The organism is Streptomyces sp. NPDC045846 (assembly GCF_056431605.1).
The window spans coordinates 61,720-83,916 of sequence record NZ_JBWKKJ010000004.1 but is presented as its reverse complement, the minus strand read 5'-3'; the positions used below and the strand labels follow the sequence as shown (position 1 = coordinate 83,916).

The 22,197-nt window shown below is 72.7% G+C and carries 16 protein-coding genes and 1 tRNA gene; 16 read left to right on the top strand and 1 reads right to left on the bottom strand.

Translation table 11 applies throughout. The features are described from left to right. The first annotated feature begins 2 nt into the window (after positions 1-2). The 5 genes from AC07F3_RS12600 (at position 3) to AC07F3_RS12580 (ending at position 2,900) form a co-directional block, all read left to right on the top strand. Positions 3-875, top strand: a complete 873-nt coding sequence (locus AC07F3_RS12600) for a type II secretion system F family protein (RefSeq protein WP_479113255.1) — start codon at positions 3-5, stop codon at positions 873-875. Continuing rightward, positions 872-1,678 carry a type II secretion system F family protein gene (locus AC07F3_RS12595; protein ID WP_479113253.1) on the top strand — a complete coding sequence of 269 codons (807 nt, stop codon included), beginning with the start codon at positions 872-874 and terminating at the stop codon, positions 1,676-1,678. The genes AC07F3_RS12600 and AC07F3_RS12595 overlap by 4 nt, the downstream gene beginning before the upstream one ends. A gap of 277 nt (positions 1,679-1,955) precedes the next feature. Further along, the gene (locus AC07F3_RS12590) at positions 1,956-2,093 is read left to right on the top strand and encodes a DUF4244 domain-containing protein (protein WP_469486439.1); all 138 of its coding nucleotides are present in this window, start codon (positions 1,956-1,958) and stop codon (positions 2,091-2,093) included. Then, positions 2,080-2,457, top strand: coding sequence for a TadE family type IV pilus minor pilin (locus AC07F3_RS12585; protein WP_479113251.1), 378 nt, complete (start codon positions 2,080-2,082; stop codon positions 2,455-2,457). The genes AC07F3_RS12590 and AC07F3_RS12585 overlap by 14 nt, the downstream gene beginning before the upstream one ends. After that, a complete protein-coding gene (locus AC07F3_RS12580; protein WP_479113249.1) occupies positions 2,454-2,900 on the top strand; it encodes an Rv3654c family TadE-like protein in 447 nt (148 codons plus the stop codon). Before AC07F3_RS12585 ends, AC07F3_RS12580 begins: the two co-directional genes overlap by 4 nt. A gap of 12 nt (positions 2,901-2,912) precedes the next feature. On the opposite strand, the gene AC07F3_RS12575 is transcribed toward AC07F3_RS12580, so the two are convergent. Continuing rightward, complete coding sequence (locus AC07F3_RS12575) at positions 2,913-5,390, bottom strand: DEAD/DEAH box helicase (RefSeq protein WP_479113247.1); 2,478 nt, start codon at positions 5,388-5,390, stop codon at positions 2,913-2,915. Positions 5,391-5,469: 79 nt separating this feature from the next. Between AC07F3_RS12575 and AC07F3_RS12570 the strand changes: the two genes are divergently transcribed. From AC07F3_RS12570 to AC07F3_RS12520, 11 genes are all read left to right on the top strand, one after another. Then, entirely contained in the window at positions 5,470-5,823 is a 354-nt protein-coding gene (locus tag AC07F3_RS12570; RefSeq protein ID WP_053728100.1) for an STAS domain-containing protein, read from the top strand. A 105-nt stretch (positions 5,824-5,928) separates the two neighbouring features. Continuing rightward, positions 5,929-6,375, top strand: a complete 447-nt coding sequence (locus tag AC07F3_RS12565; RefSeq protein ID WP_479113245.1) for an ATP-binding protein — start codon at positions 5,929-5,931, stop codon at positions 6,373-6,375. Positions 6,376-6,637: 262 nt separating this feature from the next. Next, positions 6,638-9,031 carry a sodium-translocating pyrophosphatase gene (locus AC07F3_RS12560; protein ID WP_479113243.1) on the top strand — a complete coding sequence of 798 codons (2,394 nt, stop codon included), beginning with the start codon at positions 6,638-6,640 and terminating at the stop codon, positions 9,029-9,031. A gap of 168 nt (positions 9,032-9,199) precedes the next feature. After that, positions 9,200-9,859 (top strand): small secreted protein, encoded by a 660-nt coding sequence (locus AC07F3_RS12555; protein ID WP_479113241.1) that lies wholly within the window; start codon positions 9,200-9,202, stop codon positions 9,857-9,859. A gap of 97 nt (positions 9,860-9,956) precedes the next feature. Further along, the gene (locus tag AC07F3_RS12550) at positions 9,957-11,456 is read left to right on the top strand and encodes a DUF7059 domain-containing protein (protein ID WP_479113239.1); all 1,500 of its coding nucleotides are present in this window, start codon (positions 9,957-9,959) and stop codon (positions 11,454-11,456) included. 773 nt (positions 11,457-12,229) lie between these two features. After that, positions 12,230-12,445, top strand: coding sequence for a hypothetical protein (locus AC07F3_RS12545; RefSeq protein WP_479113237.1), 216 nt, complete (start codon positions 12,230-12,232; stop codon positions 12,443-12,445). A 188-nt stretch (positions 12,446-12,633) separates the two neighbouring features. Then, complete coding sequence (topA, locus tag AC07F3_RS12540; protein WP_479113235.1) at positions 12,634-15,471, top strand: type I DNA topoisomerase; 2,838 nt, start codon at positions 12,634-12,636, stop codon at positions 15,469-15,471. A 213-nt stretch (positions 15,472-15,684) separates the two neighbouring features. Next, positions 15,685-18,933 carry a dTMP kinase gene (gene tmk / locus AC07F3_RS12535; RefSeq protein ID WP_479113233.1) on the top strand — a complete coding sequence of 1,083 codons (3,249 nt, stop codon included), beginning with the start codon at positions 15,685-15,687 and terminating at the stop codon, positions 18,931-18,933. A gap of 190 nt (positions 18,934-19,123) precedes the next feature. Then, positions 19,124-20,329, top strand: coding sequence for a DNA polymerase III subunit delta' (locus AC07F3_RS12530; protein WP_479113231.1), 1,206 nt, complete (start codon positions 19,124-19,126; stop codon positions 20,327-20,329). Between the two features lie 124 nt (positions 20,330-20,453). Next, positions 20,454-22,013, top strand: a complete 1,560-nt coding sequence (locus AC07F3_RS12525; protein WP_479113229.1) for an alpha/beta hydrolase — start codon at positions 20,454-20,456, stop codon at positions 22,011-22,013. 95 nt (positions 22,014-22,108) lie between these two features. Continuing rightward, positions 22,109-22,182, top strand: a tRNA-Thr gene (locus AC07F3_RS12520). The last annotated feature ends 15 nt before the right edge of the window (positions 22,183-22,197 follow it).

The following is a 22,197-nucleotide window of genomic DNA, read 5'->3' as shown; positions in this document are numbered from 1 at the left end:
CGATGGGGCTGCCCGCCTGGGCGGCGATGTGCGCGGGCGCGGCCGCATGGCTGTGGGCCGGTCAGGACCAGGGGGTGCGGCGGGCCCGGCTGATGTTCGCGGGCGCCGGAAGCGGAGGCGTGGCCGGGACGGGCACCGCATTCGATGGCACACCTCTCGGGCGGTGGTTCACGCGGGCGAGGGTCCGAGCCCGGTGGCGGATGGAGTGGCTGTGCCTGCCGCTGGGCCTGGTGCTCGCCCTCCTGGGCGGGTCGGTGCTGCCGCTGGTCGCGGGGGCGGTGGCGGTGCCTGTGGTCGGGCGGCGGCTGCGAGCCCGGGAGCGCGAGCGGGCGAAGGCGCGGCGGGCCGACGAGGTGATCGCCTGGTGCGCCGCGGTGGCCTCGGAACTGCGGGCGGGCCGCCAGCCTGGCCAGGCCCTGGCGGCGGCCGGCCGGGACGCGACGGCCCTGGGCGCGGCGACGGCCCCGGTGGTGGCGGCCGCGAAGTTCGGCGGCGACGTGCCAGGAGCGCTGCGCCAGGCGGCCAGGGAGCCGGGCGCCGAGGGGCTGGCCGGAGTCGCCGTGTGCTGGCAGGTCGCGGTGGACGGCGGGGCGGGCCTCGCCTCGGGTCTTGAGCGCCTGGAGAGCGCGCTGCGGGCCGAGCGGGAGCAACAGGAGGCGCTGCGTTCGGAGTTGGCGGGAGCGCGCACCACGGTGCTGCTTCTCGCTCTGCTTCCGGTCCTGGGGATCGTGCTCGGCACGGCGATGGGCGCGCGCCCCCTGCGGGTGCTGCTGCACAGCCCGGCCGGGTTCGGTTGCCTGCTGATCGCCGGGGTTCTGGAGGCCGCCGGAGTGTGGTGGGCGGCGCGGATCGTCCGGGCGGGGGAGGGGCGATGAGCCCGCCGGCGCCGGAGGTTGTCCACAGGCTGGGGGTGGCGGTGGGGACGGCGGCACTCGTGTGGTGGGCGGCCCTCGCGGTGGCGCGGCGGCGCGACGAACGCGGGCTTCGCCGCCGGATGGCGGCGCTGCTCGCCCTGGAGGCCCTGACCCCGCCCTCCCGCAGGCGCTGGAGCCCGGCATGGAAGGCGCGGACCCAGCAGTGGGGGCCGCCTCTGGGGGCGCTGGCGGTCTGTTGGGTGCTGGTCGGTGGGGTCGCGGGCGTGCTGGGCGGCCTGGCGGCGGCGTACGCGGCGTGGCGCTGGGAGCGCCGGCGTCGGGCGCGCGGGAGCAACGCCGAGGAGCTCCGTGCCGCAGCGCATGCCGCGGCGCATGAACTCCCGCTCGCCGCCGACCTGTTGGCGGCCTGCCTCGCGGCCGGGGCCGGGCCGCGCGAGGCGGCGGGGGCTGTCGGCGCCACCCTGGAGGGCCCCGTCGGAGCGCGCCTCGGCCGGGCCGCCGCCGAACTGCGCATGGGCGGTGAACCGGCCGACGCGTGGGGGAGGTTGGGGGCGATACCGGGCGCGGCCGAGCTGGCCCGCTGTCTGGAGCGGGCCGCGTCGTCCGGGGCGCCCGCGGCGGAGCCGGTCGCCCGGGTCGCCGAACGCTGCCGGGCCGAGCGGACCAGGCAGGCATCGGCGCGGGCCCGACGTGCGGGCGTGCTGATCACCGGCCCGCTGGGCCTCTGCTTCCTCCCGGCCTTCCTCGCGGCGGGCGTCGCCCCGGTGGTGATCGGGCTGGCGGGCGGGTTGCTGAGGCGGTGAGGGGGCCGCGCTGAGCGGCGCAGGTGCCGGAGGCGCCGGTAGTGCTCCCCCCGCCGGGGGCCTCGGGCTTGGCGTCCGACGCTCGACCGGCCAAGCCCAGATGCAGGTCATCCCATGTCCACACACAGCACAACACATCAAGGCGCGCGAAAGCGCTTATAAATCAAGGGAGTTGGGATCAATGAACACGGTTTCCCATCGGCAGGCGAGTGCCGTGACTCGGCGGATGCGGCTCTGGGGCAGTGCGGTGCGGCGGCGGGTGCGGGGTGACGCGGGGATGACGACCTCGGAGTACGCCGTGGGCACTCTCGCGGCCTGCGCCTTCGCGGCGATCCTGTACAAGGTCGTCACCAGCGGTGGCGTGGTGACCGCGCTGACCCAGCTGATCACCAAGGCGCTCGATGTGCAGTTCTGAGCGCGGCAGGCGGTGGCGGGGCGACCGGGGGTTCGTGACGGCCGAGGCCGCCGTGGCCATTCCGGCGCTCGTCGGATTCGCGCTGGCGCTGCTCTGGGCGCTGACGGCCGCCTCGGCCGAGATCCGGTGTGTGGACGCCGCCCGGGCCGGGGCCCGGGCGGTCGCCCGCTCCGAGCCGGAGGCCGTGGCGGTGGCGGCGGCCAGATCGGCGGCGCCCAAGGGGGCGACGGTCACGGTGCGGCGTACCGGGGAGCTGTGGCGGGTCCGGGTGGAGTCCGCCACCCCGGGCCCGCGCCACCTGGCCCTGACGCTGAGCGCGGAGGCGGCGGCCCTGGCCGAGGACACGGTGGGGGGCGTGCCGTGAGCGGTTTCCTGGAGTGGTCGGGGCCGGGAGCTCTGGCCGGGCGGGCGCTGGATCGTACGGGCTCGCTCGCCCGCGGCCTGATGAACCGGCTCACCCGCAGCGGAAGTTGCCCCGACCGGGGCTCGGCCACGGTGTGGGTCGCTCTGACGGCCGCCACGATGTGCGCGGTGTTCGCCGCCGTGCTGGGCCTCGGCCAGGCCGTGGCCGCGCGGCACCGGGCCGGCGGGGCCGCCGACCTGGCCGCGCTCGCGGCGGCCGACCGGGCCCTGTGGGGCTCGCCGGACGCCTGTGCCAAGGCCGCCGAGGTGGCCCGGGCGCAGGGTGCCCAGCTGGTCCGCTGCTCGGTCGCCGGGGAGATCGCGGACGTACGGGTGCGGGCGAGGTTCGGCCCCTACGCACCCAGCGTCAGGGCCCGGGCGGGGCCGTCCCCGGCGGTCCCGTGAGGGCGCGGCCGGTCAGGGCGCGGGCGGGGCCGGGTCGGGTTCGGCGGGGGCTCCCCGCAGCAGTTCCGTGAGGAGCCGCACGGCGCCCCGCTTGTGCAGGGGGTCGTTGCCGTTGCCGCACTTGGGCGACTGGATGCAGGACGGGCAGCCGGACTCGCACTCGCAGGACGCGATCGCCTCGCGGGTCGCGGTCAGCCAGCGCGCGGCGGTGTGGAAGGCGCGCTCGGCGAATCCGGCGCCGCCCGGGTTGCCGTCGTACACGAAGACGGTCGGCAGCAGGGTGTCCGGGTGCAGCGGGATGGAGACGCCGCCGATGTCCCAGCGGTCGCAGGTGGCGAAGAGCGGCAGCATCCCGATGGAGGCGTGTTCGGCGGCGTGCAGGGCGCCGCCGAGGATCTCCGGGTTGATGCGGGCGGCATCGAGCTGGTCCTCGGTGACCGTCCACCACACGGCCCGGGTGCGCAGGGTGCGGGGCGGCAGGTCGAGCTTGGTCTCGCCGAGCACCTCGCCGGTGATCAGTTTGCGGCGCAGGAAGGAGACGACCTGGTTGGTGACCTCGACGGAGCCGTAGCAGAGGCGGCCCGATCCCCACGGGATCTCGGTGTCGGTGGACAGGACGGAGATGGAGGTGGTGTCCCTGGCGACGGTCGAATAGGGCGGCACGGCCTCTTCGACGAGGGCGACGGAGTCCTCCAGGTCCAGCCGGTTCACCAGGTACGTACGGCCCTGGTGGAGGTGGACGGCGCCGTCGTGGACGGTGGTGTGGGCGGCGGACTCGTCGACCGTGCCGAGCAGTCGTCCCGTCGAGGCTTCGACGACCTGGACGGGGCGGCCGCCGCCGCCCCGGATGTCGGTGAGGTCGGCGGCCCGCTCGCGGCGGGTCCAGAACCATCCGTTGCTGCGGCGCCGGAGCAGCCCGGCCCGCTCCAGCTGCGGCATGAGTTCCGGGCTCGCCGGGCCGAAGAGGTTGAGGTCGGCCTCGGTGAGCGGGAGTTCGGCCGCCGCCGCGCACAGGTGGGGGGCCAGGACGTACGGGTTGTCCGGGTCCAGCACGGTGGACTCGACGGGCTGCTGGAACAGCGCCTCGGGGTGGTGGACGAGGTAGGTGTCCAGCGGGTCGTCGCGGGCGATCAGAACGGCCAGGGCGCCCTGGCCCGACCGGCCGGCCCGGCCCGCCTGCTGCCACAGGGAGGCCCGGGTGCCCGGGTAGCCCGCGATGAGGACGGCGTCGAGGCCGGAGACGTCGATGCCGAGTTCCAGGGCGGTGGTGGCGGCCAGTCCCAGGAGCTCGCCGGAGTGCAGGGCCTGCTCCAGGGCGCGGCGTTCCTTGGGGAGGTAGCCGCCCCGGTACGCGGCGACACGCCGGGCGAGGGTCCGGTCGACCTCGTACAGGCGCTCCTGGGTGATCACGGAGATGAGTTCGGCGCCGCGCCGGGAGCGGACGAAGGCGACCGTGCGGACCCCCTGCACGGCCAGGTCGGTGAGGAGGTCGGCGGTCTCGGCGATGGCGGTGCGGCGCACCGGGGCGCCCTTCTCGCCGGGCAGCTCGGTGAGCGGGGGCTCCCACAGGGCGAAGACCAGCTCGCCGCGCGGGGAGGCGTCGTCGGCGACCTCGACGACGGGCAGGCCGGTCAGGCGTCCGGCCGCGAGGGCGGGCTCGGCGGCCGTGGCGGAGGCGAGCAGGAAGACCGGGTCGGCTCCGTAGCGGGCACACAGGCGACGCAGCCGGCGCAGGACCTGGGCGACGTGGGAGCCGAAGACGCCGCGGTAGGTGTGGCACTCGTCGATGACGACATAGCGCAGGGCGCGCAGGAAGGAGGCCCACCTGGGGTGGGAGGGCAGGATGCCCAGGTGCAGCATGTCCGGATTGGTGAGGACGTAGTTCGCGTACTGGCGCACCCACTCGCGTTCCTCGACCGGGGTGTCGCCGTCGTACACGGCGGGCCGCACCGCGTTGCCGAGCGGGGCCGCGAGGGCCTTCACCGAGCGGCGCTGATCGGCGGCCAGGGCCTTGGTGGGGGCGAGGTACAGCGCGGTCGCGCCGCGCCCGTTGGGGGCCTCGGAGCCGTCCAGGAGGGTGCTGAGGACCGGCGCCAGATAGGCCAGCGACTTGCCGGACGCGGTGCCGGTGGCGATCACCACGGACTCGCCGTTCAGGGCGTGCTCGGCGGCGGTGGCCTGGTGGGCCCAGGGGTGCTCGACGCCGACGGCCTGAATGGCGTTGATCACTTCCGGGCGGATGAGGTGCGGCCAGACTGCATGACGTCCCGCACGCGGGGGCAAGTGCTCCGTATGAGTGATGCGCGCAGCCCGGCCCACCCCTGCGGTGAGCCGGTCGAGGACCGTGCCGGGGTCGGGTCGTTCACCCGTGCTGTCGGCGGGTGTTCTGGGGCTGTGTTTCCTGGCCATCGGCACCGAGTGTGTCACTGGCGTAGCGGACAATGGTCCCAAGGCGTCGTGCAGCGCTGCCGGTAAGTGATTGAATGCCATCGCGGCTGGCTATCCGTTCTCTGGCTCCGCCGGGGAGACTCAGGGGGCGGCCGCTCGATAGCAAGGTGCTGGAGGATCCGTGGACCTGTCCCTGTCGACTCGCAATGTGTCCGGCCCTGGTGGCGACCGTACGGTCGTCGAGGTCGGTGGCGAGATTGATGTGTATACCGCGCCCAAGCTGCGCGAGCAGTTGGTCGAGTTGGTGAACGACGGCAGCTACCACCTGGTTGTCGACATGGAGGGCGTGGACTTCCTCGACTCCACGGGCCTGGGCGTGCTCGTGGGTGGGCTCAAGCGTGTGCGCGCCCACGAGGGCTCGCTGCGCCTGGTCTGCAACCAGGAGCGCATTTTGAAGATCTTCCGGATCACGGGGCTCACCAAGGTGTTCCCGATCCACGGCTCGGTCGACGAGGCCGTCAACGCGACCGACTGACGGTGGCCGTCCGCGGACGGCTCCGGAGGAAGGACAGGGGCGCCGGGCGGCACTGTGGCCCGGGGCCCCTGAGATGTACGCCCGTACGTTCGAGGGGGATCGCCCATGGCCACCGTTGAACTCCGTTTCAGTGCCCAACCCGAGCACGTCAGGACGGCCCGTCTGGTGGCGGCCGCGGTGGCGCGCCGGGCCGGGGTCGACGAGGCAGTGCTCGACGAGGTCAGACTCGCGGTCGGTGAGGCGTGCAGCCGGGCTGTCGGGCTGCACCACTCGCACGGCATCGAGGCCCCCATCCGGGTCGTCCTGACCGAGGAGGAGAAGCTCTTCTCCATCGAGGTCGGCGACGAGGTGCCGGGTTCGGGCGGTGGCGCCGCGGCGGTGCCGGGCGTGCGCGGCCCGGGGCCCGACGAGGAGCTCGACGACAGTGGGGAGGACGAAATGGGCCTCGCTGTCATCAGTGGGCTTGTGGACGATGTGGAGGTCACCTCCGGGGCGTCGGGTGGTGTCATCCGGATGAGCTGGCCCACCACACCGGCCTCGGTGCTTCCCTGATCCACTTGTTTTCGCTATTGAGACGGGCCCTGCTGAGCAGGGCCTTTTTCATTTCTTGATCCAGATTCCGGCCCTCGGTTCCTAGATCGATGATCAAGCGTCAATGCTTTTGCCCCATTACCGCTTTCGGGGGCATTCTCGTGACCGGATCTCTCTCTGAGGAGCCGATGAAGGTCAATTCCATTTGCGGCGCCCTGTTTTGATCGTGTTCCGCTACCTACAATCCGTCCACATCTTGAGCTCTGAGCGTCAAGGAGGACGAATGGCGGGGCTCTTCAACCCAACGGAACTCGACCACCCCACATCCCTGGCTGCCGCGGTCCTGACCGACGGCAACCGAACGATCGTCATCGTCATCGCGGCCGTCGCGCTGGCGGCCCTGATCGTGGCGCAATTGCTGGTGCGCCAGGTCCTCGCGGCCGGCGAGGGCACCGATTCGATGAAGAAGATCGCGGCGGCCGTACAGGAAGGCGCGAATGCCTATCTGACCCGGCAGTTGCGCACCCTCGGCATCTTCGCCGTCGTGGTGTTCTTCCTGCTGTTCCTGCTGCCGTCCGACAACTGGTCGCAGCGCGTAGGCCGTTCCGTGTTCTTCCTGATCGGCGCCGTCTTCTCGGCGACGACCGGATACATCGGGATGCGCCTCGCCGTCCGCGCGAATGTGCGCGTAGCGGCAGCCGCCCGAGAGGCGACTCCCGCGGAAGGCGAACCCGAAAAGGATCTCACCGCGGTCTCCCACAAGGCCATGAAGATCGCTTTCCGCACGGGCGGTGTGGTCGGCATGTTCACGGTGGGCCTCGGCCTGCTCGGCGCCTCGTGCGTCGTGCTCGTGTACGCGGCCGACGCGCCCAAGGTCCTGGAGGGCTTCGGCCTGGGCGCGGCCCTGATCGCGATGTTCATGCGTGTCGGCGGAGGCATCTTCACCAAGGCCGCCGACGTCGGCGCCGACCTGGTCGGCAAGGTCGAGCAGGGCATCCCGGAGGACGACCCGCGCAACGCCGCCACCATCGCGGACAACGTGGGCGACAACGTCGGCGACTGCGCCGGCATGGCGGCCGACCTGTTCGAGTCCTACGCCGTGACCCTGGTCGCGGCGCTGATCCTCGGCAAGGCGGCGTTCGGCGACTCGGGCCTCGCCTTCCCGCTGATCGTCCCGGCGATCGGCGTGGTCACCGCGATGATCGGTATCTTCGCGGTCGCCCCGCGGCGCGCCGACCGCAGCGGAATGTCCGCCATCAACCGCGGCTTCTTCATCTCCGCGGTGATCTCGATGGCCCTGGTGGCCGTCGCGGTCTTCGCCTATCTGCCGTCCTCGTACGCCAAGTTGAACGGTGTCACGGACAGCGTGATCAAGGGTCACGACGGCGATCCGCGGATCCTCGCGCTCGTCGCCGTCGCCATCGGCATCGTGCTGGCGGCGCTGATCCAGCAGCTGACGGGGTACTTCACCGAGACCACCCGGCGTCCCGTCAGGGACATCGGCAAGTCCTCGCTGACCGGCCCCGCCACCGTCGTCCTGGCCGGCATCTCCATCGGTCTCGAATCCGCCGTCTACACCGCCCTGTTGATCGGCCTCGGCGTGTACGGGGCCTTCCTGCTCGGCGGCACCTCGGTCATGCTCGCGCTGTTCGCGGTGGCGCTGGCCGGCACCGGTCTGCTCACCACGGTCGGCGTGATCGTCGCCATGGACACGTTCGGGCCGGTCTCCGACAACGCGCAGGGCATCGCGGAGATGTCCGGCGACGTCCAGGGCGCGGGCGCGCAGGTGCTCACCGACCTGGACGCGGTGGGCAACACCACCAAGGCCATCACCAAGGGCATCGCCATCGCCACCGCCGTGCTCGCGGCCGCGGCGCTCTACGGCTCCTTCAAGGACGCCATCGGCACGGCCGTCAACGACGTCCACGCCAAGGCGAGCGAGCTGACCCTGAACATGGACATCTCGCAGCCCAACAACCTGGTCGGCCTGATGCTGGGCGCCGCGGTCGTCTTCCTCTTCTCGGGGCTCGCGATCAACGCCGTTTCCCGGTCGGCCGGTTCGGTGGTCTTCGAGGTGCGGCGGCAGTTCCGCGAACACCCCGGGATCATGGACTACAGCGAGCAGCCGGAGTACGGGCGGGTCGTCGACATCTGCACCAAGGACGCGCTGCGCGAGCTGGCCACCCCCGGCCTCCTCGCGGTGCTCGCCCCCATCGCGGTCGGCTTCACCCTCGGCGTCGGCGCCCTCGGCTCCTACCTGGCGGGCGCGATCGGCACCGGCACCCTGATGGCGGTCTTCCTCGCCAACTCGGGCGGCGCCTGGGACAACGCCAAGAAGATGGTCGAGGACGGCCACTTCGGCGGCAAGGGCAGCGAGGCGCACGCCGCCACGGTCATCGGCGACACGGTCGGCGACCCCTTCAAGGACACGGCGGGGCCCGCGATCAACCCGCTGCTCAAGGTGATGAACCTGGTGGCGCTCCTGATCGCGCCGGCCATCGTGAAGTTCTCCTACGGGGACGACGCGAACCCGGCTGTCCGGGCCATCGTGGCGGTGCTGGCGCTGCTCGTCATCATCGGCGCGGTGTACGTCTCGAAGCGGCGCAGCGTGGCCGTGGGCGACGACGGCAACAACGAGCGGGTCGCGAAGTCACCGGACCCGGCGGTGGTTTCGTAACCGTCGGCAGGACAAAGGGCGGGCGGACGGTGGGGTTTGACACACCGTCCGCCCGTTCTGCTTGGTGCAAATGGCTGCAAAAGGGAACAGATCGCACAGGCGCCAGGCGTTTGTCGCCCACTTGGCGTGTATGTTCCGGGGCCGAGAGCCTTGGAAGGGACCAAACCGGTGAACAAGAAGCTTGCAGCCGCACTGTCCGGCGGTGCGGTACTGATGCTGACGTTGTCGGGCTGCAGCGACGACTCCAGCAAGAAGGTCGACGACTGGGCGAAGACCTTCTGCAACTCGGCCCAGCCCCAGTTCAAGAAGATCACCGACGCCAACGCCGCCATCCAGGCGCAGACGCGTGACGACAGCAAGCCGGCCGACGTGCAGAAGACGGACTCGGGCGCCTTCCAGCAGATCTCGGACGCCTACAAGGCGCTGGGCGCTGCCGTCGACAAGGCCGGCGCCCCGCCCGTCAAGGACGGCGCCACCACGCAGCAGGAGGCCGTCAAGGAACTGAACGCCTCCTCCGTGTCGTACGCGAACCTGAAGAAGAAGGTCGACGCGCTCAACGCCGGTGACCAGGCGGCCTTCGCCAAGGGTCTGGAGGACATCGCGACCGAGCTCGGCAAGATCAGCTCGTCGGGCGACGCCTCGCTGAAGAAGCTGGAGTCCGGCGACGTCGGCAAGGCGATGCAGAAGCAGCCCGGCTGCCAGAAGCAGACGCCCTCCTCGCCCGCGCCCTCCGGGTCCGGTGCGGGTGCGCCGGCCGCCTCGCCGTCGCAGTCGGCCTCGCCTTCGGGGTCCGCGTCGCCCTCGGCCTCGGGCAGCCCCAAGTCGTAGGCCCGCGTACGCGCGTGACCGCGGCCCGGTCCCCCAGCGGGGGCCGGGCCGCGGCCGTGATGGGGTGATTGTCAGTGGCAGCGGCCACAATGGGCGGGTGAGTACGACCAGTCTTCCCGCGCCCACTCACGCAGCCCGCCTGCGTGACGCCCTGCTCGCCGCCGCCTTCACCGCCGACGGCCTGCTCGATCTGCTCGGCGCGCCCGCCTACGCCGCGCTGGCCCGCAGCGAGACCGTCCCCGCCCTGCGCGCCACCCGGGGGCGCACCCCGCTCGACACGCTGGCGCGGCTCTTCCTGCTCCAGCAGCCCGTTCCCTACGAGAGCGCCCGCGCGGCCCTGCCGCTGGAGGAGGCCCTCGCGGACGGCTGGGTGGTCCGCGCCGGCGAGGCGGTGCGGGCCACGGTGGACGTGCGGCCCTACGGCGGACCCGAGGGGCAGGACTGGTTCATCGTCTCCGACCTGGGCTGCGCGGTCGGCGGCGCGGGCGGGGCGAGCGGGCGCGATGAAGCCATGGTGCTCGGCGTCGGCGGCGCGTCCACGACCCTGGCCGGCCTCACCGTCCGGCTGCCCGTCGGTTCGGCCCTCGACCTCGGCACCGGTTCCGGCATCCAGGCGCTGCACGCCGCGCAGCACGCCACCCGGGTCACCGCCACCGACCTGAACCCGCGTGCCCTCGACTTCACCCGGCTCACGCTCGCGCTCTCCGGTGCCCCGGAGGCCGAGCTGCGGACGGGCTCGCTCTACGAGCCGGTGGGCGAGGAGACGTACGACCTGATCGTGTCCAATCCGCCGTTCGTGATCTCGCCCGGCGCCCGGCTGACCTACCGGGACGGCGGCATGGGCGGGGACGATCTGTGCCGCTCGCTCGTTCAGCAGGCGGGGGAGCGCCTCAACCCCGGCGGGTACGCCCAGTTCCTGGCCAACTGGCAGCACGTCGAGGGCGAGGAGTGGCAGGACCGGCTCCGCTCCTGGGTCCCGCGCGGCTGCGACGCCTGGATCGTGCAGCGCGAGGTCCAGGACATCACCCAGTACGCCGAGCTGTGGCTGCGCGACGCCGGGGACCACCACACCGACCCGGCCCGGTACGCGGAGCGCTACGAGGCGTGGCTGGACGAGTTCGAGGCGCGCAGGACGACGGCGGTCGGCTTCGGCTGGATCACCCTGCGCCGCACCGACAGCGAGCAGCCGTCCATCGTGGCCGAGGAGTGGCCGCACCCGGTCGAGCAGCCGCTGGGCGACGCCGTGCACGCGCACTTCGAGCGTCAGGACTACCTGCGCGGCCACGACGACGCGGCGCTGCTCGCCGACCGGTTCCGCCTCGCCGACGAGGTGGTGCAGGAGCAGGTCGGGCTGCCGGGCGCGGAGGACCCGGAGCACGTGGTGCTGCGGCAGAACCGCGGCATGCGCCGGGCCACGAAGGTCGACACGGTGGGCGCCGGGTTCGCGGGCGTCTGCGACGGACAGCTGCCGGCCGGACGGATCCTGGACGCCATCGCCCAGCTGATCGACGAGGACCCGGTCCGGCTGCGGGACCGCACACCGGAAGCCATCCGGCTCCTGGTCGAGCAGGGCTTCCTGGAGCCGGTGGGGGAGTAACCGATCGAGGAGGGGCGGGAGGGGGAGCGGTGATCCGGATCGAGCTGGACGAGGCGGTCCTGGGTCCGTCCCGGACAACCGCCAGCCGCTGAGCCTGGGCGCGACGAGCAGCCCGGCATGCTGCCCGGGCGTGGACGGGCCACCGTGCTGCGGCAGTTGGGCGGTCGGCTGACCCCCGCGCACGGCCGCGGTAACCGCCCGCCGGGACGGCAGCCGCCCGCGCTGCCGCCACGCTCGCCGTCGCGCGGGAGGCGCCTCCATGCGTCAACTCCCGCGTACCGGACGGCTGGTCGTGGTCGGCGGCGTCCTCTCGTGCCGCGGCCCTGTTCAACTGGGCGCCCCCGCCCATGCGCATCGCGACCGTGCTCGTAGTGCCCGCGCTCCGGCTCCGCTTCTTCGTCCCGCTCGGCGCTGCCCGGGTGGACGCGTACGACGGGTGACGTACTGGCGCTGACGCATGCGGCGGACGCGGCCCGCCGACCGGCCGAGGGCGGCGGCATCACCCGCCTTAGGCCCGCTCGGGTGCGGAGTACGGGGTGGGGGCGGGTAAGGGCCGCTCGCGGTGGGGCTGCTCGCCCGTTTTCGAGCGGGGCGGCAGGGGGTGGGCCGCGCGCAATGTGATGTGACGCTCGACGCGTCCTGTGACGTCCGACGCGTCGAAGAGAGGGGATCTGGCTGAAATGTGCATGATCGGGTGACCGTTCACCCGGCGTTCTCCGGAATGCGGCCCCGGTTCTGCCCGGGGGTGCCGCGCGGTGACCAGGATCGCGCGCATGAACGCAATGGGTGGGACCGAGACGGGGCCGGCCGTCTTCGCGGGGACGGTGTTCGCGCTGTTCGGGGGCGCTCTGCTGCTGTGGACGGCGTCCTGTCTGCGCCGCCGCACGCCGGTCGCCCACGGGGTTTCGCCCGTCACCTCCGCCGTCCTCACGAGCGTCTCCGGCGCGGTCTTCCTGCTGCTCGGGCTGTGGTGCTTCGCCCGCATCTAGCCCGAAAGGGGATGAAACGCTTTTCGGAAGGCTTCGGGACGGTCCGGGCGGCAGGATCGCGGTAAGTCGGGTTACCGTTCGAGTGGCCGCTGCGGGCTTTTGCTGTTTGACACGGGGGCGGGTTGTACCGTCACACTCCGCAGCGTCACGTACTGACACCCGAGTGCCGACCGGAGAGAAGAGCGAAGTTGTCCCCGACCAGCGAGACCGCAAAGGGCGGCCGCCGACTCGTCATCGTCGAGTCTCCTGCCAAGGCGAAGACGATCAAGGGCTACCTCGGCCCCGGTTATGTCGTCGAGGCGAGCGTCGGGCACATCCGCGACCTGCCGAACGGCGCCGCCGAGGTGCCCGAGAAGTACACCGGCGAGGTGCGCCGGCTCGGAGTGGACGTCGAACACGACTTCCAGCCGATCTACGTCGTCAACGCCGACAAGAAGGCCCAGGTCAAGAAGCTCAAGGAGCTTCTGGCCGAGTCCGACGAACTCTTCCTCGCCACCGATGAGGACCGCGAGGGCGAAGCCATCGCGTGGCACCTGCAGGAAGTGCTCAAGCCCAAGGTCCCGGTCCACCGGATGGTCTTCCACGAGATCACCAAGGACGCGATCCGGGACGCCGTCGCCAACCCGCGCGAGCTCAACCAGCGCATGGTCGACGCCCAGGAGACCCGCCGCATCCTCGACCGCCTCTACGGCTACGAGGTCTCGCCGGTCCTGTGGAAGAAGGTCATGCCGCGGCTGTCCGCCGGGCGCGTCCAGTCGGTGGCCACCCGGCTCGTCGTGGAGCGGGAACGCGAGCGCATCGCGTTTCGTTCCGCTGAGTACTGGGACCTGACCGGGACGTTCTCCACCGGCCGGGCGGGCGACGCCTCCGACCCGTCCACGCTGGTGGCACGGCTCAACACGGTCGACGGCCGGCGCGTGGCGCAGGGCCGCGACTTCGGTCCCGACGGACAACTCAAGAGCGACGTCCTGCACCTGGACGAGGCGAACGCGCGGGCCCTGGCCGCGGCGCTCGCCGACTCCTCCTTCGCCGTGCGCTCGGTGGAGTCCAAGCCCTACCGCCGCTCGCCGTACGCCCCGTTCCGTACGACGACGCTCCAGCAGGAGGCCTCGCGCAAGCTGGGCTTCGGCGCCAAGGCGACCATGCAGGTCGCCCAGAAGCTGTACGAGAACGGCTTCATCACCTATATGCGTACGGACTCCACGACGCTGTCCGACACGGCCGTCACGGCCGCCCGGGCCCAGGTGACGCAGCTGTACGGCGCCGACTACCTGCCGGACAAGCCGCGCACGTACGCCGGAAAGGTCAAGAACGCGCAGGAGGCGCACGAGGCGATCCGCCCTTCGGGTGATCGTTTCCGCACCCCCGCCGAGACCGGCCTGACGGGTGATCAGTTCCGGCTCTACGAGCTGATCTGGAAGCGCACCGTCGCCTCCCAGATGAAGGACGCGGTCGGCAACTCGGTGACCGTGAAGATCGCGGGGCGCGCGAGCGACGGCCGCCAGGCCGAGTTCACCGCGTCCGGCAAGACGATCACCTTCCACGGCTTCATGAAGGCGTACGTCGAGGGCGCCGACGACCCGAACGCCGAGCTCGACGACCGCGAGCGCCGGCTGCCGCAGGTCGCCGAGGGCGACGCCCTGTCGTCCGAGGAGATCTCGGTGGACGGCCACGCGACCAAGCCGCCGGCCCGTTACACCGAGGCCTCGCTGGTCAAGGAGCTGGAAGAGCGCGAGATCGGGCGTCCTTCCACGTACGCCTCGATCATCGGCACGATCCTGGACCGCGGCTATGTGTTCAAGAAGGGCACGGCGCTCGTCCCGTCGTTCCTGAGCTTCGCCGTGGTCAACCTCCTGGAGAAGCACTTCGGGCGGCTCGTCGACTACGACTTCACCGCCAAGATGGAGGACGACCTCGACCGCATCGCGCGGGGCGAGGCCCAGGCGGTGCCGTGGCTGAAGCGCTTCTACTTCGGCGAGGGCGACGCGACGACGGCCGGGGCCGCCTCCGACGCCGGAAACGGCGACGGCGACCACCTCGGCGGGCTCAAGGAGCTCGTGACCGACCTCGGCGCGATCGACGCCCGCGAGATCTCCTCGTTCCCCGTCGGCGAGGGCATCGTGCTCCGCGTCGGCCGCTACGGCCCGTACGTCGAGCGCGGCGAGAAGGACTCCGAAGGCCACCAGCGCGCGGACGTCCCGGACGACCTCGCGCCCGACGAGCTGACCGTCGAGTACGCGGAGGAGCTGCTCGCCAAGCCGAGCGGCGACTTCGAGCTGGGCGCCGACCCGGTGAGTGGCCACCAGATCGTCGCCAAGGACGGGCGCTACGGCCCGTACGTCACCGAGATCCTGCCCGAGGGCACGCCGAAGACCGGCAAGAACGCGGTCAAGCCGCGCACCGCCTCGCTCTTCAAGTCGATGTCCCTGGACACCGTCACGCTGGACGACGCCCTCAAGCTCATGTCGCTGCCCCGCGTGGTCGGCGCCGACGCCGAGGGTGTCGAGATCACCGCGCAGAACGGCCGCTACGGCCCCTACCTGAAGAAGGGCACCGACTCGCGCTCCCTGGAGACCGAGGACCAGCTCTTCTCCATCACGCTCGACGAGGCGCTGGCGATCTACGCCCAGCCCAAGCAGCGGGGCCGCGCCGCCGCCAAGCCGCCGCTCAAGGAGCTCGGCGTCGACCCGGTCAGCGAGAAGCCGGTCGTGGTGAAGGACGGCCGCTTCGGCCCGTACGTCACCGACGGCGAGACCAACGCGACGCTCAGGACCGCCGACAGCGTCGAGGAGATCACGCCGGAGCGGGGCTTCGAGCTGCTGGCCGAGAAGCGCGCCAAGGGCCCGGCCAAGAAGACGGCGAAGAAGGCTCCGGCCAAGAAGACGGCAGCCAAGAAGACCGCCGCGAAGAAGGCCCCGGCCAAGAAGACGGCGGCGGCGAAGAAGACCGCCGCGTCCAAGACGACCGCGGCCAAGAAGGCTCCCGCGAAGAAGGCGGCCGCCAAGAAGGCGACGGCTTCGGAGTAGAACCGAGCGCGAACGGGGGGCCGGGGCACACGCCCCGGCCCCCCGTTTCACGTGGAACATCCGGTGGAGTCCCGGTGGTTCGCCCGCCCATATGTTCGGGCGCCCCCGCGAGGACCCGCGCGCTCCGGATAGGCTGGGCGGATGACGCGAGGAGCCGAGCCCGAGCATCCCCCAAGCTCTGCAGGACCAGGGGCAGGGGGGACCCCCACGGTCGTGAGCCCCATCTCCGACTCCCTGGCCGCAGATTCACGCGAGCGCGCCGTCCGCGCCCTGCTGCGCGTCCCTTCGCTGCGGCGATTGTGGAGCGCCCAGCTCGTCGGCGGGATCGGCGACGCGCTCGCCGTACTCGTCACGCTGCTGCTGGCGTTGCAGGCCGCGGTGGAGCAGCAGTCCTTCGGCGGCGGATACCGGGGCGCGGCGTTCGCCGTCGCCGCGGTCCTCGGCGCCCGGGTGTTCGCGACGGTGCTCTTCGGCGCCGCGCTGCTCGGTCCGGTCTCCGCGCTCACCGCGCCGGGCGGACCGCTGGACCGGCGCTGGACGATGGTCGGCGCCGACGGCGTACGGGCCGCGCTCCTGATCGTCGCGCCGCTGTGGATCGACTGGACGCCGGCGCACGCGCTGCTCCTCATCCTCGTCACCGCCTTCCTCACGGGCGTGGCCGAACGGTTCTGGACGGTCGCCAAGGAGAGCGCGGCGCCCGCGCTGCTGCCCGCGCCCCCGTTGGAGGGCGCCGCTGTCCGCCCGCTGCCGGACCACCTGGACGCGCTGCGCAGGCTCTCGCTGCGTACGAGCTTCGTGGCGATCCCCCTGGGCGCGGCCGCCCTGCTCGTCGCCGCCCTCGTGAGCAATCTGCTCGGGACGGGCGTCGACTGGTTCAAGCTGCACCAGGCCGCGCTCGGTTCGTACCTCGCCGCCGGGCTGTTCGCCGCCTCGATCTCCGTCGTCGCGCTGCTCGAACTGCCCGGCACCCAGACGCCGCGGGCCCGTTCGCCCCTGGAGGGGCTGCGCAGGCCCAGCACCGGCAACGGCCCCGACAAGGGGCGCACCGGCGCGGTTCCGCTGCTCGTGCTCGCCTGCGCCTCGGTCGCGGCGGCGATCGCCGCGGCCGCGTCCGTCGCCGTGCTGCACGCGGTGGACCTGGGCGGCGGCCCCGTCGCGTTCGCGCTCCTGATCCTCACGCTGGCCGGCGGCACGGTGCTCGGCATCCGCGCCGCCGCCAAGATCCTTCCGGTGCTGTCCCGGCGGCGTCTGCTCGCTCTCGCCATCGCCGTCACCGGCGTCGCGCTGCTCGCCCTGGGCCTGGTTCCGGACCTGGCGACCGTGCTGTTCATCGCGCTGATCGCGGGCGTCGCCGCCGGTGTCGCCGCGAACACCGGGCACGTCCTGATCGACCAGGAGACCGAGGAGTACCGCAGGGCCCGCACCACCGAGCACCTCCAGGCGGTCGTACGGGTCGCGGTCGGGCTCGGCGCCATCGTCGCGCCGCTGCTCGCCGCCGCGATCGGCAGCCACCGGGTGGAGTCGGGTTCGTTCGTCTTCGCGCACGGCGGCGCCGGGTTCACGCTGATGCTGGTCGGCGCGCTCCTGCTGCCGCTGGCCGCCGTGGTGCTCGCCAAGGCCGACGACCGCCAGGGCGTGCCGCTGCGGCGCGATCTGGCCGATGCGGTGCGGGGCGCCGACCCGGTGCAGGCACCGGCCGCGACCGGCTTCTTCATCGCCCTGGAGGGCGGCGACGGCGCAGGCAAGTCCACCCAGGCCGAGGCGCTCGCCGAGTGGATCCGGGCCAAGGGACACGAGGTCGTGGTCACGCGCGAGCCCGGGGCGACGCCGGTGGGCAAGCGGCTGCGGTCGATCCTGCTCGACGTGTCGTCGGCGGGCCTGTCCAACCGCGCCGAGGCGCTGCTGTACGCCGCCGACCGGGCCGAGCACGTCGACTCGCTGGTACGCCCCGCCCTGGAGCGCGGCGCGATCGTGATCTCGGACCGCTACATCGACTCGTCCGTGGCGTATCAGGGTGCGGGTCGTGATCTGTCCCCGACCGAAGTCGCCCGGATCAACCGGTGGGCAACTGGCGGACTCGTACCGCATCTGACCGTTCTGCTCGATGTTTCGCCCGAAACGGCGCGCGAGCGCTTCACCGAGGCGCCGGACCGGCTGGAGTCGGAGCCGCCGGAGTTCCACGGCCGGGTCAGGTCCGGGTTCCTCACCCTGGCCGCCGGCGACCCCGGGCGCTACCTGGTCGTCGACGCGGGCCAGGAGCCCGAAGCCGTCACCACCGTCGTACGCCACCGGCTCGACCAGATGCTGCCGCTCTCCGAGGCCGAGATCAGGGCCCAGGAGGAGGCGCGCAGGAAGGCCGAGGAAGAGGCCAGGAAGCGCGCCGAGGAAGAGGCCGCGCGCAAGGCCGAGGAGGAGCGTCTGGAGCGCGAGCGCCAGGCACAGCTCGCCAAGCTCCGCGCCGAGGAGGAGGAGCGCAAGCGGCGCGAGCTGGAGGAGGCCCGCCGCCGTGAGGAGGAGCGTCAGGCGGAGGAGGCCCGGCAGCGGGCCGAGGAGGCCAGGCGGCTCGCCGAGGAGGAGCGCGTCCGGCGCGAGGCCGAGGAGAAGGCCCGCGCGGCCGAGCAGGAACGGCTGCGCAAGCAGGCGGAGGAGGAGGCCCGGCTGCGCGCCGAGGCGGAGGCCCGCCGTCGGGAGAAGCAGCGCAAGGCCGAGGAGGCGCTGCTGCGCGCGGAGGAGGCCCGTCGGCTGGCGGAGGCCGCCGCCGTGGCCGCCGCGGCCGAGGCGGCCGCCAAGGAGGGCGGCGCGAGTGCGGCCCGCGGTGCCGTGGCTCCGGGCACGCCCACGTCGTCCGGCTCTTCCGGTGTCGCCAAGGCGGCCGGTTCCGCGGGCTCTTCCGGCGGCGCGGGTGCGGCCCGGTCCGGCGGTTCCGCCGCCGAGTCGGCCTCGGAGACCACCGTGGAGACCCCGGTCGTCAGCCCGAACGAGGTGACCCAGACGGTGCCGGTCGCCGGCTCCAGCGAGGTCACCCAGCCGGTTCCGGTGGCCGAGCCGGACGCGGACGCGGCGCCCCGCACCTCCGACGCCGAGGAGACGACCGTGCTGCCGTCGGTGCCGGACGCGGCGCGGGGCACCTCCCGCACCACGGGCCGCGACACCGGTCCGGCCGCCCGGGACGCCGACGAGACCGCGGTGCTGCCGCCCGTGCGCGACCGCGATCCGGCGGACCGGGTACCGCCGGGCCTCTTCCGCGACGAACGGGACGCCGCCCACCACGCCGAGGGAGGCAACGAGCGCACGCGCGAACTGCCCCAGATCGACCCGGTGACGGGCCAGGAGCGGCAGCGTCGGCGTTCGGACTGGGCGGAGGAGACCCCGCTGGACGACCTGCCCACGCTGGCGGACGAACTCCTCGGCCCGCACGACGACGAGGACGACAACCCGCGGGGCGGGCGCCGCGGCCGCTGACCGCGGCGGAGCCTCGACCCGATCGCCGGACCGGATTCGGTCCGGCGATCGGCGTTCCTCCGGACGCGCTCTTCCCCCGCGATGTCAGCGCTGAAGTCCCTGACCGGCGGGATGTGCCCGCTGGCGTCCGTTGTCAGTGGGGTGCCGCACAATGGGGCGCAGGAGTGACGCAGGTACGGAGGGGCAGTCGATGGCCGTATGGGACGACCTGGTGGGCCAGGAGCGGGTGCAGGAGCAGCTGGGTGCCGCCGCCCGGGATGCCGATGCGCTCGTCACCGCCGAGCGTTCCGGTCTGCCGCGCCCCGAGGCGTCGAAGATGACGCACGCCTGGCTGTTCACCGGCCCGCCCGGCTCGGGCGGCCCCACCGCGGCCCGCGCCTTCGCGGCCGCCCTCCAGTGCGTCAGCCCGGACCGGGCGCTGGGCGGCGCCCCGGGCTGCGGCTTCTGCGACGGCTGCCACACGGCCCTGATCGGTACGCACGCCGATGTCACGGTCATCACCACCGAGGGCCTCACCATCGGCGTCAAGCAGACCCGTGAGCTGGTGCGGGGCTCCCAGCTGTCGCCGTCGGGCGGCCGCTGGCAGGTGATCATCATCGAGGACGCCGACCGCTTCACCGAGCAGGCCGCCAACGCCGTCCTCAAGGCGGTGGAGGAGCCCGCCCCCCGCACGGTGTGGCTGCTGTGCGCGCCCTCCTTGGAGGACGTGCTGCCCACCATCAAGTCCCGCTGCCGCCACCTCACCCTGCGCACACCGCCGGTCGAGGCGGTCGCCGACGTGCTGATCCGGCGCGACGGCATCGAGCCCGAGGCCGCGTACGCGGCGGCCCGGGCCACCCAGGGCCACATCGGCCGGGCCCGCCGCCTGGCCACCGACGCCTCGGCCCGGGCCCGGCGCGCCGCGGTCCTGAAGGTGCCGCTGCGGGTCGACGACGTGGGCGGCTGCCTGAAGGCCGCGCAGGAGCTGGTCGACACCGCGGCGGAGGACGCCAAGCAGGTGGCCGAGGAGGTCGACGTCAAGGAGACCGAGGAGCTCAAGGCCGCCATGGGCGGGGTCGCCGGGGGGCGCATGCCGCGCGGCACCGCGGGCGTGATGAAGGAGCTGGAGGACCGGCAGAAGCGCCGCAAGACCCGCACGCAGCGCGACAGCCTGGACCTGGCGCTGACCGAGCTGACCGGCTTCTACCGCGACGTCCTCGCGCTGCAACTGGGCACCAGGTCGGCCATCGCCAACGAGGACGTACGGGACGCGGTGGACCGGATCGCCCGCTCGTCGGGCCCCGAGCGCACCCTGCGCCGCATCGAGTCGATCCTCGCCTGCCGCGAGGCGCTGGACCGCAACGTGGCCCCGCTCCTCGCGGTCGAGTCCATGACGCTGGCCCTGCGAGCGGGCTGAAGCGGCCGGGAAGGGGGGACCGGGGGAGAACTTGTCGGGGCGGGCGAGGTTGACGGGATCACCCGTACGAGCCGCACCGCCGCGCACCGCATACATCACGTCACCGGGCGGATACGCTCCGGAGATGGACTCCAGGCGCCTGCTCCGCACTTCAGCCATCGCCGCCGCGACGGCCGGCCTGCTCATCTCCGGCTGTTCGTCGGGCAGTTCGTCCACGTCCGCGACCGCCTCCCCGCACGCCGTGACGAAGGCGGGCCCCGCCGACGCCCCCACGGCCGAGGCGCTCGCCCCGTACTACACACAGAAGCTGAGCTGGCGGGCCTGCGGAGTCGCCAAGTTCGAGTGCGCCACGATGAAGGCGCCGCTGGACTACGCGAAACCCGCCGGCCCCTCGATCGACCTCGCGGTGGCCCGGGTCAAGGCGACCGGCCCCGGCCAACGGATCGGATCGCTCCTGGTCAACCCGGGCGGCCCGGGCGGTTCGGCGGTCGGCTACCTCCAGTCGTACGCGGGCATCGGCTACCCGGCGCCGGTCCGGGCCCGCTACGACATGGCGGCCGTGGACCCGCGCGGCGTGGCCCGCAGCGCGCCCGTCGAATGCCTCTCGGGCAAGGAGATGGACGCATACACGGAGGTCGACCAGACCCCCGACGACGCGGCCGAACAGGCCGCCCTGGCCAAGGCGTTCAAGGACTTCGCCAACGGCTGCGAGGCCAAGTCCGGCAAGATCCTGCCCCATGTCTCCACGGTCGAGGCGGCCCGTGACATGGACATCCTGCGGGCGGTCCTCGGCGACCAGAAGCTGTACTACGTCGGCGCCTCGTACGGCACGTTCCTCGGGGCCACGTACGCGGAGCTCTTCCCGGCCCGCACCGGGCGGCTCGTCCTCGACGGGGCGATGGACCCCTCCCTGTCCTCCCTCGACATGAACCGCGACCAGACGGCGGGATTCGAGACGGCGTTCCAGTCCTTCGCGGCGGACTGCGTCAAACAGAAGGAGTGTCCGCTGGGCACCGACTCGCCCGCGGACGCCTCCGACCGGCTGCGGCGGTTCTTCAAGGCCCTCGACGCCAAGCCGATCCCCACCGGCCAGAGCCGACAGCTCGGCGAGGCCCTGGCGACCACGGGCGTCATCGCGGCGATGTACGACCAGGCCGCCTGGCCGGAACTGCGGACCGCCCTGACCCGCGCCATGAACGGCGACGGCGCGGGACTGCTCGCCCTGGCCGACTCCTACTACGAGCGCGACGCGAGCGGGAAGTACGCGAACCTGATGTTCGCCAACGCCGCCGTGAACTGCCTCGACCTGCCGCCGTCCTTCTCCGGCCCGGCCGACGTGACGGCGGCCCTGCCCTCCTTCGAACAGGCCTCCCCGGTGTTCGGCGACGGCTTCGCCTGGTCGGGCCTGAACTGCACGTACTGGCCGGTCAAGGCGACCGGCACCCCGCACCGCATCGAGGCGAGGGGCGCCGCCCCGATCCTGGTCGTCGGCACCACCCGCGACCCGGCGACCCCCTACAAGTGGGCCCAGTCCCTCGCCGCCCAGCTTGCCTCCGGCACCCTCCTCACCTACGAGGGCGACGGCCACACCGCGTACGGCCGCGGCAGCGACTGCATCGACACCGCGATCAACACCTACCTCCTGGACGGCACCCCGCCCGCCAAGGGAAAGCGCTGCTCATAGCTCCACGGCCCCCGCCCCGGAGGCTGGTCGGGACCACTCCAGAAACTGTGTAGACTTGGCGACGCTGCTGCTCGCACCATGGTGCGCAGAGCGGTGCCGCCTTAGCTCAGTTGGCCAGAGCAACGCACTCGTAATGCGTAGGTCTCGGGTTCGAATCCCGAAGGCGGCTCTGTGGAAGCCCCAG

Excerpts from the sequence above, each read along its gene's own strand:
- AC07F3_RS12600 (WP_479113255.1), top strand. The coding sequence starts at position 3 with ATGGGGCTGCCCGCCTGGGCGGCGATGTGCGCGGGCGCGGCCGCATGG.
- AC07F3_RS12595 (WP_479113253.1), top strand. The coding sequence starts at position 872 with ATGAGCCCGCCGGCGCCGGAGGTTGTCCACAGGCTGGGGGTGGCGGTG.
- AC07F3_RS12590 (WP_469486439.1), top strand. The coding sequence starts at position 1,956 with ATGACGACCTCGGAGTACGCCGTGGGCACTCTCGCGGCCTGCGCCTTC.
- AC07F3_RS12585 (WP_479113251.1), top strand. The coding sequence starts at position 2,080 with ATGTGCAGTTCTGAGCGCGGCAGGCGGTGGCGGGGCGACCGGGGGTTC.
- AC07F3_RS12575 (WP_479113247.1), bottom strand. The coding sequence starts at position 5,390 with ATGGCATTCAATCACTTACCGGCAGCGCTGCACGACGCCTTGGGACCA.
- AC07F3_RS12565 (WP_479113245.1), top strand. The coding sequence starts at position 5,929 with ATGGCCACCGTTGAACTCCGTTTCAGTGCCCAACCCGAGCACGTCAGG.
- AC07F3_RS12560 (WP_479113243.1), top strand. The coding sequence starts at position 6,638 with ATGGCGGGGCTCTTCAACCCAACGGAACTCGACCACCCCACATCCCTG.
- AC07F3_RS12545 (WP_479113237.1), top strand. The coding sequence starts at position 12,230 with ATGAACGCAATGGGTGGGACCGAGACGGGGCCGGCCGTCTTCGCGGGG.
- AC07F3_RS12530 (WP_479113231.1), top strand. The coding sequence starts at position 19,124 with ATGGCCGTATGGGACGACCTGGTGGGCCAGGAGCGGGTGCAGGAGCAG.
- AC07F3_RS12525 (WP_479113229.1), top strand. The coding sequence starts at position 20,454 with ATGGACTCCAGGCGCCTGCTCCGCACTTCAGCCATCGCCGCCGCGACG.